Source organism: Microvirga terrae, from assembly GCF_013307435.2.
In the GTDB taxonomy this organism is placed as follows: Bacteria; Pseudomonadota; Alphaproteobacteria; order Rhizobiales; family Beijerinckiaceae; genus Microvirga; species Microvirga terrae.
In genome coordinates this window covers 2,933,331-2,947,335 of record NZ_CP102845.1, presented here as the reverse complement: position 1 = coordinate 2,947,335, position 14,005 = coordinate 2,933,331, and the positions used below count along the sequence as shown (strand labels likewise).

The following is a 14,005-nucleotide window of genomic DNA, read 5'->3' as shown; positions in this document are numbered from 1 at the left end:
ATCACCGGCCTTGTGCCGGTGATCCCGATAGCTTGAAGCTCAACGCTCTTCCGAACGGGATGGCCGGGACAAGCCCGGCCATGACGGGGAGGTTGCCTCCCTGGACCAGTTCAACCCGACGACACGCCCTGCATCAGGCGCGGCACGCCCACGCGGGGGAGCACGCCCTCGCGCATGACGATCCGGCGCAGCGGGCCGATGTTGCTCAACGCCAGAAGCCCGGCGCCGCGCAGAAAATCGGTCGGGATCATGCCGGTCAGCAGGGTCCGGTTGAGGCCGTCCACGGCGGCCGTGCGCAGGCGGACGTCCAGGTCCCGGCCGCGCTGGTAGCGGGCCAGGGTCTCGTCGGAACCGGGACCGTGGCCCTCCTCGCCGCCGTCGATCACCGCGTCGCGCAGGGAGGCGACGTCGCGGAAGCCGAGATTGAGGCCCTGGGCGCCGATGGGCGGGAACACGTGGGCGGCCTCGCCCACGAGGGCGAGGTGACGCGACGAGTAGCGGTTCACCGACAGCCCGCTCATGGGCACGAGCCCGCGCGGACCGTCGACCCGCATGGCGCCGAGATGCGACTGCGCCTGCCGCTCGACCGCCAGGGCGAGGGCTGCGTCGTCGAGGCCGGAGAGCCGCTCGGCCTCCGCCTTGCTCGCGACCCAGACCAGGCTCGACCGGCGGCCCGGCAGGGGCACCAGGGTGAATGGCCCGTGGCGGGTGTGAAACTCCGTCGAAGTCTCCCGGTGGTCCCGGTCATGGGCCAGGATCACGGTCATGGCCGATTGCGGATAGGACCAGGTCTGCGTGCCGATTCCGGCTTTCTGGCGCAGCTTCGAGTTGCGGCCGTCCGCCGCCACCATGAGGCCCGCCCGGATCGTCCCTCCTTCGGCCAGGGTCAGGACCGCCCCTGCCTCGTCGGTCGCGAAGCCCGTGGCGAATTCCGGCACGAGGGTCAGGGCCTCGCGGGTCCGGGCGGCCTCCGCCAGCGCCTCGACGAGCGCGACGTTCTCGATGTTCCAGCCGAAGGCGTCGAGGCCAATCTCGCCGGCCCGGAACGCGGCCGGCGGCGGGCGGAACAGGCTGCCCGTGTCGTCGACGATGCGCATGGTCTCAAGCGGCGCGGCAGCCGCTGCGACCGCCGGCCAGACGCCGAGCGCCTCCAGGAACCGGACCGAGCCGTTGAGCAGCGCGACGGTGCGCCCGTCCCGGCGCACGTCGAGGCCGCCGACGAGAACGGTTCTGTAGCCGTCGCGGGCAAAGGCCAGGGCAGCGCTCAGGCCCACGGCTCCGGCGCCGACGACGGCGATGTCATAGGTGCTCTCGGTCACGGTGCTCTCTCACCATCGGGTTGTGGACGGATCGCGGACTCACGATAAACCACGGATTCGGCATTGCCGACCGGCGCGCCGCTTCCCTATGATCGTTCCACGACGGAACTGTGGGCCGAACAGTTCTTGCCAGGGGAACAGCTCTTGCCAAGGACTGTGCGGGTCGTCATCCATGTGCAAATTCCTAGCGCATCGTGCGGAAAAGTGGACCCGGTTTTCCGCACGATGCGCTAGGCCAGAATATGGAGTCTCGGACCCGGACGTGGATTCCACGTCCGGGTCCGAGACTCAAGCCCGCCGCAACCCTTGAAATCAGAGTCGCTTGTGTGAAGCCAGACGTACCATCATCCGGGCCGCCCCTCGTCGAGCTTCAAGGCATCAGCAAGCGCTACGGCGACCTTCTCGCCAACGACGGGATCGATCTGGCGATCGAGCCGGGCGAGATCCACGCGCTCCTGGGCGAGAACGGGGCCGGCAAGTCGACCCTGGTCAAGATCCTCTATGGGGTCATCGAGCCCAGCGCGGGCGAGATCCGGTGGGAGGGACGCCCGGTGTCGATCGGATCGCCGGTCGAGGCGCGCAATCTCGGCCTCGGCATGGTGTTCCAGCATTTCTCGCTCTTCGACGAGTTGACGGTCGCGGAGAACATCGCCGTGGCCTTGTCGGGCGGGTGGAGCCTGTCCACGGTCCGCAGCAAGCTCGGGGAGATCAGCCGGACGTACGGCCTCGCGCTCGATGCCGACCGGGCGGTCTGGACCCTGTCCGCGGGCGAGCGCCAGCGCATCGAGATCGTCCGCTGCCTGCTCCAGAATCCCAGGCTGCTGATCCTGGACGAGCCGACCTCGGTGCTGACGCCCCAGGAGGCCGAGCACCTCTTCACCACCCTGGACCGGCTTTCGGCCGAGGGCTGCTCCATCCTGTACATCTCGCATAAGCTCGAGGAAGTGCGCCGCCTCTGCCGCCGCGCCACGATTCTCAGGGCCGGCCGGGTGGTCGCGACAATCGACCCGCGGGCGAAGAGCGCCCGCGAGATCGCAGCCCTCATGGTCGGCAACGAGGTCGGCGAGGTCCGGACCGACGCGCCGCATCAGGTCCAGGGCGAGGTGCTCAGGGTCTCTCGCCTGTCGATCCCGCCGGCCGGGCTGCACGGGCAAGCCCTGCGCGACATCGACCTCGTGGCCCGCGCCGGCGAGGTGGTGGGCATCGCGGGCGTCGCGGGCAACGGGCAGAGCGAATTGTTCGCCGCCCTGTCGGGCGAGCGCCCGGCGGAGCGCGCGGACGCCGTGGTCATCGCCGGCCGGTCGTGCGGGACGATGGGCATCGATGCCCGCCGCCGGCTCGGCGCCGCCTTCGTGCCGGAGGAGCGCCTGGGCCATGCGGCCGCGCCGACCCATCGCCTGAGCGAGAACACCCTGATCTCGCACGCGGCCTCCGAAGTGAGCCGCTCGGGATTCATTCTCGTCAACGCCGCCCGGCGGCTCGCCCGCTCGATCATCCAGAGCTTCGACGTGCGCACCCCCGAGGGCGATCCGCAGGCGCGCAAGCTCTCCGGCGGCAACCTGCAGAAATTCGTCATCGGCCGCGAGATCATCCGCAGACCCAAGCTCATCATCGTCGACCAGCCGACCTGGGGTGTGGACGCGGGGGCCGCGCGGCTCATCCGCCAGGCGCTCGTCGATCTCGCCCGCGCGGGCAGTGCGGTCGTCGTCGTCAGCCAGGATCTCGACGAGTTGTTCGAGGTGGCGGACCGGATGGCCGTGATCCATCAGGGCCAGTTGAGCCCGCTCAGACCGGTCGGCGAATGGACCAGGGAAGCGATCGGACTCGAAATGCTGGGCGTTGCACAGGGCCAAGGGGGCGTTCATGCGCTTTGAGCTGACGCCTCGCGCGAGCGTCTCGCCGGTCATGCGGGCGCTCGCCCCGGTGGCCGCCTTCGTGACCGCGTTCCTGATCGCCGGCTTCGTGATCTGGCTGATGGGCCGCTCGCCCATCGCGGCCTTCGACGTCTATGTGCTCCAGCCCCTGAGCGACCCTTGGGCCCTGCAGGAGCTCGTCGTCAAGGCGACGCCGCTGGCGCTGATCGCCATCGGCCTGTCCTACTGCTTCCGGGCCAACCTCTGGAATATCGGCGCGGAGGGACAATACGTGATCGGCGCCGTGCTGGGCAGCTGGCTCGCCCTGCGGACCCACGGGACCGAGGCCGGGGCCTGGGTGCTGCCCCTCATGCTGATCCTGGGGATCGTCGGCGGTGCGCTCTACGGGCTCATCCCGGCCTTCCTGAAGACCCGGTTCGGCGTCAACGAGATCCTGACCAGCCTCATGCTGGTCTACGTGGCGCAGCTCATCCTGGATTACCTGGTGCGCGGTCCGTGGCGCGATCCGAAGGGCTTCAACTTCCCGCAATCGGTGACCTTCGATCCATCGGCGACCCTGCATCCGATCCTGGAGGGCGGGCGTGTGCATTACGGCGCTCTGTTCGCCCTGGTGGCGGTCCTGCTCACCGCCGTGATCCTGGGGCGGACGCTCTTCGGCTACCGCCTGAAGCTCACCGGTGACGCACCTCGGGCGGCCCGGTTCGCGGGCTTCAGCTCCAAGGCCACCACCATGGCGGTCTTCGCCATCTCGGGCGGGTTGGCGGGGCTTGCCGGCATAGCGGAGGTCTCGGGCCAGATCGGGCAGCTCCAGCCGTCGATCTCCCCAGGCTACGGCTTCACGGCCATCACGGTGGCGTTTCTGGGGAGGCTCAACCCCATCGGGATCCTGATCGCCGCGCTCGTGGTCGCGCTGACCTTCATCGGCGGCGAGAGCGCGCAGATCCTCCTGAAGCTGCCGCTCGACCTCACGCAGGCCTTCCAGGGCATCCTGCTGCTCTGCGTGCTCGCGGCCGACGCGCTGGTGAGCTACCGCATTCGTCTCATTGCACGGGGAGGGGGCAAATGACCACTTTCGAGGCCATCCTTCTCACCATCGTGACGGCATCCACGCCGCTCCTGATCGCGGCGCTCGGCGAGCTGGTCACGGAGCGCTCCGGCGTCCTCAATCTCGGCGTCGAGGGCATGATGGCCATGGGGGCCGCCTGCAGCTTCGCGGCCGCCGTCACCTTCGACTCGACCCTGCTGGGCGTCGCGGCCGGCATGCTGGCCGGGGTCCTGATGGCGGCGCTCTTCGCCCTCGTGGTGCTGGGCTTCGCGGCAAACCAGGTCGGCTCCGGCCTGGCGCTGACGATCTTCGGCCTCGGCCTGTCCGGCCTGGTCGGGGCTCCCTTCGTGGGTGCGAGGCGCGATCCGATTGCGCATATCGACGTTCCGACCTTAAGCGACATCCCGGTGATCGGCCGCCTGTTTTTTGAGCAGGACCTCTTCGTCTACGCGTCGATCGCCCTCACGATCCTGATCGCCCTCTACCTCACCCGGTCCCGGTCCGGCCTGACCCTGCGCTCCATCGGCGAGAACCATACCTCGGCCAACGCGCTCGGCCTGCCGGTCTGGCGAGTGCGCTTCTGGGCCATCCTGTTCGGCGGCGCCTGCTCGGGGCTCGCCGGCGCCTATCTCGCCCTCGTCTATACCCGGTTCTGGTCGCCCGGCATGACGGCGGGACGCGGCTGGATCGCGCTGGCGCTCGTGGTCTTCGCGGCCTGGCGGCCGGGCTGGCTCCTGGTCGGGGCCTACATCTTCGGCGCGGCGACCGTGCTCCAGCTTCACGCCCAGGCGGCCCAATTCGGCGTGCCGCCCCAGGTCCTGTCGGCGGTGCCCTATCTCGCGACGATCCTGGCCCTTCTGCTGCTCTCCCTGCGGCGCGGCCGCGCCGTCGGGGCGCCCGGTTCCCTGGGGGTGCCGTTCGTGCCTGACCGGTGAGCAAACTGGTGTTAATCTGACCAAAGTGTAGGCAGAGGAATTCTTGCCAGAACGCCTCAGACCTGCGACGGAAGGGTTGAAATCCAAACTCGAGGGAACGAGCATGTTTTCAGGGAAAGTCTTCGGAGCCGTTGCGGGGGCAGCGGTCCTGGCTCTGTCCGCGACCGGCGCCTTCGCGCAGGCGAAGGACAAGATCAAGGTCGGCTTCATCTACGTGGGCCCCGTCGGCGACTTCGGCTGGAGCCATCAGCATGACCAGGGCCGCCAGGCGATCGAGAAGGCCTTTCCGGGCAAGGTGACGACGACCTTCGTCGAGAGCGTGCCGGAAGCCGATTCCGAGCGCGCCATCGAGCAGCTCGCCCGCACCGGCCACGACCTGATCTTCACGACCTCCTTCGGCTTCATGGAGCCGACCCTGAAGGTCGCCAAGAAGTATCCGAACATCAAGTTCGAGCATGCCACCGGCTTCAAGCGCGCCCCGAACCTCTCGACCTACGCGGCGAAGTTCCACGAGGGCCGCTACATCACCGGCGTGATCGCCGGCAAGATGACCAAGTCCAACGTCATCGGCTATGTGGGTGCCTTCCCGATCCCGGAAGTGATCGCCGGCATCAACGCCTATTATCTCGGCGCCCAGTCGGTGAACCCGAACGTCAAGATCAAGATCGTGTTCGCCAACACGTGGTTCGATCCGGCGAAGGAAGGCGATGCCGCCAAGGCGCTCCTCGACCAGGGCGTCGACGTCCTGGCCCAGCACACGGACAGCCCGGCTCCGATCCAGGCCGCCGAGGCAAGGGGCAAGTTCGGCTTCGGCCAGGCCTCCGACATGGAGCGCTTCGCCCCGAAGGCGCAGCTCACGGCCATCACGGACAATTGGTCGGACTACTACGTCGCCCGCGCCAAGGCGGTTCTCGACGGCACCTGGAAGTCCGAGGACACCTGGGGCGGCATCAACGCCCACATGGTCGTGATGACTCCCTACAAGAACATGCCCGACGACGTGAAGAAGATGGCCCAGGACACCGAAGCGGCCATCAAGTCCGGCCAGTTCAACCCCTTCAAGTGCCCGGTCGTCGGCCAGGACGGCAAGGAGATCGAGTGCAAGGGCCAAGGCGCCCTCTCGGACGAGCAGGTGCTCGGCATGAACTTCTACGTGAAGGGCATCGAGGACAAGATCCCGCAATAAGCGGCGGATCGATGCGTCAATCCCATCGGGGCGGCCGGGCGACCGGCTGCCCTTTTTCGTGCGATGCCTGTCATCACGGGCAGAATGGCGGAGGGTAGCGAATGGACGAGCAGGCGACGATCCGGCCTGGCGAGGGCGACGTTCTCATCGTGGTGGATGTCCAGAACGACTTCCTGCCCGGCGGCGCGCTGGCCGTTCCCGACGGCGATGCCGTGATCGCGCCGATCAACCGGCTCTCCAGGGCCTTCCGCCACGTGGTGCTGACCCAGGACTGGCATCCGGTGGGTCACGCCTCCTTCGCGTCGAGCCATCCGGCGAAGGCGCCCTTCGACACGGCGGAGCTGCACTACGGCACCCAGGTGCTGTGGCCGGATCATTGCGTGCAGGGCACGCCGGGGGCCGAGATCTCCCGCGACCTCGACATTCCGCACGCGCAGCTCGTCATCCGCAAAGGCTACAATGGCGGCATCGACAGCTATTCGGGCTTCAAGGAGGCCGACCGGCGGACCTCGACGGGACTGGCCGGCTACCTGACGGAGCGGGGCTTCCGCCGGGTCGTCTGCGCCGGGCTCGCGCTCGATTTCTGCGTCGCCTGGACGGCCCTCGATGCCGCGGAAGCCGGGTTCGAGACCTACCTGATCGAGGATGCCTCCCGGGCCATCGACGCGAACGGGTCGCTCGCGAAGGCGAGGGCGGATCTGGAGGCGGCGGGCGTAAGGATGATCGGGAGCAACCGAATCGTCGGCGCCTGAAACGCTCCCGTCATGGCCGGGCGCGTCCCGGCCATCCCGATACGGTGAAGCTCAGCGGCCTTCGGATCGGGATCACCGGGACGAGCCCGGTGACGGCGTTGAGTTTTGCCGAACCGGCTGCGCCTTGACGCATCGACTTCAGACCGCCGTCCCGTGCAGATCGTACTCGTCGGAAGCCTCGATCCGCACGTTGACGATCTCGCCCGGCTTGAGCGGGGTCTTGGACGCCACGTAGACGGCGCCGTCGATTTCGGGGGCGTCGTACTGGGTGCGGCCGGTCGCCACCGTGGAGCCCTGCTCGTCGATGATGACCGGCAGGGTCCTGCCGACCTTCGACTTCAGGATCTTGGCGCTGACCTTCTGCTGGGTCTGCATGAAGCGGTGCCAGCGCTCCTCCTTCACCTCCGGCGGCACGGCGCCGTCGATGTCGTTGGCGGGCGCGCCCTGGACCGGCTCGTACTGGAAGCAGCCGGCCCGGTCGATCTTGGCGTCCTTCAGCCACTGCATCAGGAAGTCCACGTCCTCCTCGGTTTCGCCCGGGAAGCCGACGATGAAGGTCGACCGGATGGCGAGGTCGGGGCAGATGTCGCGCCACTTGTGGATTCGCTCCAGGGTCTTCTCCTGGTTGCCCGGGCGGCGCATGGATTTCAGGACCCGCGGGGAGGCGTGCTGGAACGGGATGTCGAGATAGGGAAGGATCTTGCCCTCGGCCATCAGCGGGATGACCTCGTCCACGTGCGGGTAGGGGTAGACGTAGTGCATGCGCACCCACATGCCGAGTTCGCCCAGCTCCCTGGCGAGCTCGAAGAACCGCGTGCGGACCTCCCGGTCCTTCCACAGGCTCGGCTGGTACTTGATGTCGAGTCCGTAGGCGCTGGTGTCCTGCGAGATCACCAGGAGTTCCTTGACCCCGGCCCGGGCCAGCTTTTCCGCCTCGCGCAGCACGTCGGCGATCGGGCGGCTGACGAGGTCGCCGCGCAGTTTGGGGATGATGCAGAAGGAGCAGCGGTTGTTGCAGCCCTCCGAGATCTTCAGGTAGGCGTAGTGGCGCGGGGTCAGCTTGACGCCCTGGGGCGGCACGAGGTCGACGAAGGGGTCATGCGCCGGCGGCACCGCCTGGTGCACCGCCGAGACGACGGATTCGTAGGCCTGCGGCCCGGTGATCGCCAGGACGTTCGGGAACTGGTCGCGGATCTGCTCCGGCTCGGCGCCCATGCAGCCGGTCACGATGACCTTGCCGTTCTCCGCCATGGCGTCGCCGATCGCCTCCAGCGACTCGGCCTTGGCGCTGTCGAGGAACCCGCAGGTGTTGACAATCACCACGTCGGCCCCGTCGTGCTCCTTGGTGAGCTGGTAGCCCTGAGCCCGGAGCTGGGTGATGATGCGTTCGGAATCGACCAGGGCCTTCGGGCAGCCTAGGGAAACGAACGAGACTTTCGGCGCGGGAGCATTCATCCGCCACATCCACTTGCTTTAATCGAAACTGACATCCGTGCGGTGTCCCGCCTCGAGCATCGGACCCAAAAGTGCCCTGCACCTTCGCGGTCGATCCGATGCTCGATCCCTTGCGTGGCGCACGCTCGATGCGAATCCACAGCGGAAGGACCTGTCGATCGAGGGCAGGAACACCCGGCACATCCGGCGCCACCGCGCCCGGACCTGCCCGATCTGTCACCTGGATCGATCCAGCGCCTCGCGCAGACGCGTCCCAATCCCGGGAAGCGCGCGACCGAAGACGCGCGTGTGCCTTTACAGCACCGGGTCGGCCTTTACAACATCCGGCTTTGACGCGGGTCCGATCACGCCGGCTCTGTCCATTCGAGCTCCCGCCGGGAAATCTCCCGCACGACCCTGTCGGCGAACAGCTGAAGCTCGGCCTTGTCGCCGCGAGAGAAAGTGCGGGGCTTGGTATCGAGCAGGCACAAGGCCCCGAGGCGAATATCCTTGAGGAAGATCAACGGAGCCCCAGCATAGGATCGAATATGGGGCGCTCCCGTCACGAAGGGGTTGGTCCTGAACCGCTCGTCCGCCAGGGCGTCCTCGACCGCGAAGACCTCGTCGCTCAGGATCGTGTAGTTGCAGAAGGCCACGTCCCGCCGGGTCTCTCCGGTCTCGAGCCCCCGTGCCGCCTTGATGAGCTGACGGGCCCGGTCGATCAGGGTGATGGTGCAGATCGGCACGTCGAAATGGGCGCGGACCTCGTCGCAGATCCCGTCCAGGGCCGGATCCGGCCTCGATGTGAGGGCACCGGTTTCAAGGAGAGCTTGCAGGCGCTCTTCTTCACGAGGACCGGTCGGAAACGGCATGGATCACCTTTCTACGCAAACTCTCAGGCCGAGTGCGGCTCCGCAAAGGTCGGCTCGACCGGACGAACACTCAATGGCAATCCTGCATAATCCAGCTCCACCGGAGAGGTAAGCCCGGATGATGGAATAACATGGCCGCATCATTGTGACCCCCACGACAGGCAGCTTCAGGCACCGGGAGCCGGACCGGCGCGAGCGTGACCCAAGGCATCCCTGACCGCATGCCAGGCGGGCTTGCGCCGAAGGGCGCGGTCGTAGAGAAGCGGCCTCTGAGGAGTTCCGTCGGCCCGCGGTCTGAACCCGTTGAGCCAAGTGGAGCCGTCGCTCAGCCCCCAGGTGTTCACGGCGCAGACGCTGCCCTCCGCAAGGACGAGGTCGAGATAGGCCCGGTAGGTGTCGGCCACGATGGAATCGCGCCGCTTCCGGTCTCGGGGGCAGAGATGGTCGGAGACGTCCAGTTCCGTGATCATCACGCTCAGGCCCATTCGCCCGATCTCGCGCAGGAAGGCTTGGAGCTCCGGATGCTCCCGGGGCTGTTCGAGGGCCGTCAGATGCGACTGGATCCCAAGGCCGCCGATGGGCGTGCCTCTGCCAAGCTCCCGCTCGAGGAGACGCAGCATCATCCGCCGCTTCATCTCCGCTTCGCGGCTGTCGTATTCCAATCCCATCTCGTTGAGGACCAGAAGGGCCGCCGGGTCCAGATCGGCCGCCCGGCGGAAGGCCGTCGCAAGGTAGTCGGGGCCCAGGACCTCGAGGAACCGCGAGCGGCGCAGCCCGTCCCCGCGTCCCTGGGAGGGCTCAAGAGGTTCGTTGATCACGTCCCAGGACTTCAGGCGGCCAGCGTAGCGCGCCACGGTCGCTTCGAGATGCCTCAGGGCCGATGCCTCGAAGCGGCGGTCCGGGCTCTCGCGACAGGCGGTGGGAACGGCCTCGTGCCACCACAGGGTATGCCCATGAAACGCGAGGCCGTTGTCCGCCGCGAAGTCAACGAGCCTGTCGGAAGCCGAATAGTCGGGCCTGTGAGGATCGGCGCCGATTACATCCCACTTCATCTCGTATTCTGCCGTGATGATATTGCAATTCTTGAGAATTGCACGCTGAAGCGGTTGCAAGGACAGGTCAGAGGTGCAAAGAGCGGTGCCGAAAAGCAGGTCTCTGTGAACGGCAGCGCTCGACAAGCCGTCCCGACTAAGGCCATGCTGTGTCATCAATTCCTAGTCCGCGAAGAATCTCGTCCATCGTGATGTAAACCGGTTGCAGCGACCGCAGATCCCGCCTCATGAAGATCCGCCACACCCTTCTGATATTGACGGCTTTCCTGGGTATCGCCCTGCTGGTGGCAGTTTCGATCCAGATCCGCGCCGAGCTTCTGGATTACCAGACTGCGCAGCGACTCGCGGCATCGAACGGGATTCGAGAGCAGCTTCTTCTCGGAACGGAGGCCTTCACGAATGAGCGGAGCCAGACCTTCGTGGTGCTGCTCGACCCGGATCGCCGGAGCGGCGGGACCGGGAGCCTGGAAGAGACCCGGCGCCGGGTCGACGAATTCCTGGGAGCTGCGGAACGGGAGCTGAGGGGCACGACCGGCGTCCTGGGGAGTACCGATGCCGGCTTGGCCGTTCTTGCCCGGATCCGCCAGGAGATCGGGGCGCTCCGAGGGCAGGCCGATGCCTCTCTCACTCCCGCTCAGCCGCAACGGGGCGGCGAGTTCGCGCCGCGCTGGTTCCAGGAAGCGACCCGCCTGATCGGGGAACTGCAATCCTCGCGCCTGACGCTGCTCCAGCAGGAACGGCCGCTGGAGCCGACCCTGCGCGCGGAGGCGAACCTGAGGACCCAGGCCGGAATCCTGAGCGAGAGCATCGCACGCAACCAGGCCCTCATGAGCCGCGCTCTGATGGATCCCGGAAGTGTCGGGGGGCTGGAATTCGACGCCATCAGCCGCAATTCCGGGCGGGCCGGTCTCGCCTGGGAGCTGATCGACGGGCAACTGGGCTCTCCGCTGAGCCCGGCCGTCACGGCGGCGATCAGCGCCACGCGCGAGGATTACACCGCGACCTTCGCTCCACTCCAGCAATCCCTCCTGAATTCCCTGCTGAGCAAGGTGCCGCCCGGAATGGATGCGGGCCAGTGGTACGAGATCACGGAGCATACGCTGGGCAACATTGCCCGCATGCAGCGGGAGCTGCTCGGCAGTTCCCGCGACCGTCTCGAGGCGACGCTTCGCCGGGCCCGCACGTCGGTCCTGCAATGGTCCGGGCTTCTGCTCCTCGGGATCGGGGCGGTGATCGGCAGCGTGCTCGTGGTGCGCCGACGGGTGGTGCAGCCCCTCGAGGCGCTGAGCCAGTCCATGCTGAGGCTCGCCGACAACGACCTCTCCACGCCGCTCCCGCGGCTGATGCGTGCCGACGAGATCGGCGAGATGAACGACGCGCTGCGCGTCTTCAAGGCCAACGCGATCCAGCGTGAGCGGGCGCAGAACGAAAAGCAGGTTCTCCATGCCCGCCTGAGGGAGACCTACCGGCAGCTTCGCAAGGATCTCGAGGCCGCCGCCGTCATTCAGGGCGCCATGCTGCCTCCGGCGTCGGCCATGGGGAACGTGAGCTACCGGGGGCTCTACCGCCCGTCGAGCCTGATCGCCGGCGATACCTACAACGTGCTGCGCCGCAATGACGGTGGGATCGGGTTCTTCCAGGTGGATGTGGCCGGTCATGGGGCGGCCGCAGCTCTCGTGTCCGTCGCCTGTCATCACACCCTGTCCCAGGCGATTCTGACGCGTCCGCAAGGAATGCGCCTGGAGGAGATCGCCGCTCAGATCAACCACGACTGGCCCGAGGATCTTCCGTACTTCACGATGATCCTGGGCGAAATCCATCCCCGGTCCCACCAGGCCAGCATCGTGCAGGCGGGGCACCCGTCGCCGGTAGTGATCCGGTCGGACGGTCTCGTCGAGATGATCGGCGAGGGTGGGTTCCCGATCGGCATGTTCCCGGCCGCCGCTTATGAGCGGCTGGATTTCGAATTCGGGCCGCACGACCGGCTCCTGATCTACTCGGACGGATTGGTGGAGGCCGAAGACCAAGCCGGAGCGCAGTTTTCGGAGGAACGCCTGCGCCGTCTCGTCCGCGAGAATGCCACGGACACGACCCCCGCTCTCCTCGACCGGCTCGATGTCGCGGTGCGGACGTGGCGTGGCTCTGAAACCCTGGACGACGACTTGAGCGTTCTCATGCTGGAGCGCTTGCCTGAAAGGATCCCTGCCGATGCTGTCCACTGATCTTCGAAACAATGTCCTGGTCGTCCGAGTGTCGGAAAAGCGGATCGATGCAAGCCGGGCTCCGGTGTTCAAGGACGAGATCACGAAGTGCATCGATGCCGGCCGGAACCAGATCGTTCTTGATCTGAGCGGCGTCGAGTTCATCGACAGTTCGGGCCTTGGAGCCCTTGTTTCGTGCCTCAAGCGTCTCGGCCCGCGGGGGAGCCTTGCCGTGGCGGGCGCCACGGGGGCCGTCAGCCGGCTCTTCACCCTGACCCGGATGGACAAGGTCTTCACCCTTCATCCGAACGTGGATTCCGCCGTCGAACAGCTTTCTGCCTGATCGGTCGCCGCAAGAGAGCAGGAAGAAACAGGATGGTCGCCTCCATCAGCCTTTCCATCGACAGCGACCTCGACAAGGTCTCCCTCCTGGCGCGCGCCGTGCGGGCCCTGTGCGAGGACTTCCTCGGGCCCGACGATCTGGACGCCGTGGAACTCAGCCTGGTCGAGGCCATCAACAACGTCATCAAGCACGGCTACCACGGAGAAAAGGGCAAGGACGTCCAGGTCGCCGTCGGGCTTCAGGCCGACCGGATCGTGATCGACGTCATCGATCACGCGCCTCCGATGGAGCCCGGTGTGCTGGAGCACGCGTCCGACGATCCATTCACCTTCGACGAGACCGATCTGGCAGAAGTCCCGGAGGGCGGCATGGGGCTGGCCCTCATCCACATGAACATGGACGAGGTCGAGTACGTGTCGAACGAATCCGAGAACCGCCTGCGGATGGTCAAGCGGATTGCCCGTCCCGGGGCGTGAGCGTCAGCTCTTCGCCGAGGCGTTGAGATCCGCGATCCTGTCCTGGAGCGACGGGAACGCGACGGCGGCCGTCCCGAGCGCGGCGTCGACCACCGTGCTGGGCTCACCGCGCCGGCGTTCCATGTCGGCGAGGATCCGTTGCACCCGCGTTAGGCCATCCTCGGGCTTCAGGATGCCGAGCTGCACGGCTGACGAAAGGGTGGACAGAAGCGCCGCACGGCTCGCGGGGCTGTCGGGATCGGCGCCATAAGCTTGTTCCGAGCGCTGGAGATTCGCCCGCACCGCAGCGTCGATGGCGGGCGAGACTGTCGTCGGCGCATGCCTCTGCCGGGACAGTTCCGTGGCGACCCGGCCCTGGATATGCGCCTCGGTGTCGAGGGTTTCGAGATAAATGATGATACCGGTCGAGATCGCCAGCGCGGCGATGAAGGTCAGCTGCCCCCGGGCCTTGAGGAGGCCATCCCTGAAAGTCACCGTTGAGCCTCCGGTAAGCTTGGAACGCGATACTGAAACTGG

At 67.0% G+C, this 14,005-nt stretch carries 13 protein-coding genes; 8 read left to right on the top strand and 5 right to left on the bottom strand.

Annotated elements, in window-relative coordinates; all coding sequences use genetic code 11:
- Positions 1–110: 110 nt before the first annotated feature.
- Positions 111–1,319 carry a UbiH/UbiF family hydroxylase gene (locus HPT29_RS13870; protein ID WP_173946865.1) on the bottom strand — a complete coding sequence of 403 codons (1,209 nt, stop codon included), beginning with the start codon at positions 1,317–1,319 and terminating at the stop codon, positions 111–113.
- A gap of 326 nt (positions 1,320–1,645) precedes the next feature.
- Between HPT29_RS13870 and HPT29_RS13865 the strand changes: the two genes are divergently transcribed.
- From HPT29_RS13865 to HPT29_RS13845, 5 genes are all read left to right on the top strand, one after another.
- Positions 1,646–3,193: an ABC transporter ATP-binding protein gene (locus HPT29_RS13865; protein WP_173946864.1), complete on the top strand. Its 1,548-nt coding sequence runs from the start codon at positions 1,646–1,648 to the stop codon at positions 3,191–3,193.
- Positions 3,183–4,259 (top strand): ABC transporter permease, encoded by a 1,077-nt coding sequence (locus tag HPT29_RS13860; protein WP_173946863.1) that lies wholly within the window; start codon positions 3,183–3,185, stop codon positions 4,257–4,259. Before HPT29_RS13865 ends, HPT29_RS13860 begins: the two co-directional genes overlap by 11 nt.
- Positions 4,256–5,173 carry an ABC transporter permease gene (locus HPT29_RS13855; protein ID WP_173946862.1) on the top strand — a complete coding sequence of 306 codons (918 nt, stop codon included), beginning with the start codon at positions 4,256–4,258 and terminating at the stop codon, positions 5,171–5,173. The genes HPT29_RS13860 and HPT29_RS13855 overlap by 4 nt, the downstream gene beginning before the upstream one ends.
- A gap of 103 nt (positions 5,174–5,276) precedes the next feature.
- On the top strand, positions 5,277–6,359 hold the full coding sequence (locus HPT29_RS13850; protein ID WP_173946861.1) for a BMP family ABC transporter substrate-binding protein: 1,083 nt from the start codon (positions 5,277–5,279) through the stop codon (positions 6,357–6,359).
- A 101-nt stretch (positions 6,360–6,460) separates the two neighbouring features.
- Positions 6,461–7,111, top strand: coding sequence for a nicotinamidase (locus tag HPT29_RS13845; RefSeq protein ID WP_173946860.1), 651 nt, complete (start codon positions 6,461–6,463; stop codon positions 7,109–7,111).
- Between the two features lie 138 nt (positions 7,112–7,249).
- Here the strand turns inward: HPT29_RS13845 and rimO are convergent, their stop codons facing one another.
- From rimO to HPT29_RS13830, 3 genes are all read right to left on the bottom strand, one after another.
- A complete protein-coding gene (rimO, locus tag HPT29_RS13840; RefSeq protein ID WP_173946859.1) occupies positions 7,250–8,566 on the bottom strand; it encodes a 30S ribosomal protein S12 methylthiotransferase RimO in 1,317 nt (438 codons plus the stop codon).
- 344 nt (positions 8,567–8,910) lie between these two features.
- Entirely contained in the window at positions 8,911–9,417 is a 507-nt protein-coding gene (locus HPT29_RS13835) for a GAF domain-containing protein (protein WP_173946858.1), read from the bottom strand.
- A gap of 167 nt (positions 9,418–9,584) precedes the next feature.
- Positions 9,585–10,625, bottom strand: coding sequence for an endo-1,4-beta-xylanase (locus HPT29_RS13830; protein ID WP_173946857.1), 1,041 nt, complete (start codon positions 10,623–10,625; stop codon positions 9,585–9,587).
- Positions 10,626–10,696: 71 nt separating this feature from the next.
- On the opposite strand from HPT29_RS13830, the gene HPT29_RS13825 reads away from it, so the two are divergent.
- Genes HPT29_RS13825 through HPT29_RS13815 form a run of 3 tightly spaced genes read left to right on the top strand, consistent with a single transcriptional unit; the run spans position 10,697 to position 13,489 of the window.
- A complete protein-coding gene (locus HPT29_RS13825; RefSeq protein WP_173946856.1) occupies positions 10,697–12,691 on the top strand; it encodes a PP2C family protein-serine/threonine phosphatase in 1,995 nt (664 codons plus the stop codon).
- Positions 12,678–13,013 (top strand): STAS domain-containing protein, encoded by a 336-nt coding sequence (locus HPT29_RS13820; protein ID WP_173946855.1) that lies wholly within the window; start codon positions 12,678–12,680, stop codon positions 13,011–13,013. The genes HPT29_RS13825 and HPT29_RS13820 overlap by 14 nt, the downstream gene beginning before the upstream one ends.
- 32 nt (positions 13,014–13,045) lie before the next feature.
- Positions 13,046–13,489: an ATP-binding protein gene (locus HPT29_RS13815; protein WP_173946854.1), complete on the top strand. Its 444-nt coding sequence runs from the start codon at positions 13,046–13,048 to the stop codon at positions 13,487–13,489.
- A 3-nt stretch (positions 13,490–13,492) separates the two neighbouring features.
- Here the strand turns inward: HPT29_RS13815 and HPT29_RS13810 are convergent, their stop codons facing one another.
- Positions 13,493–13,963, bottom strand: coding sequence for a hypothetical protein (locus HPT29_RS13810; protein ID WP_173946853.1), 471 nt, complete (start codon positions 13,961–13,963; stop codon positions 13,493–13,495).
- Positions 13,964–14,005 lie beyond the last annotated feature (42 nt).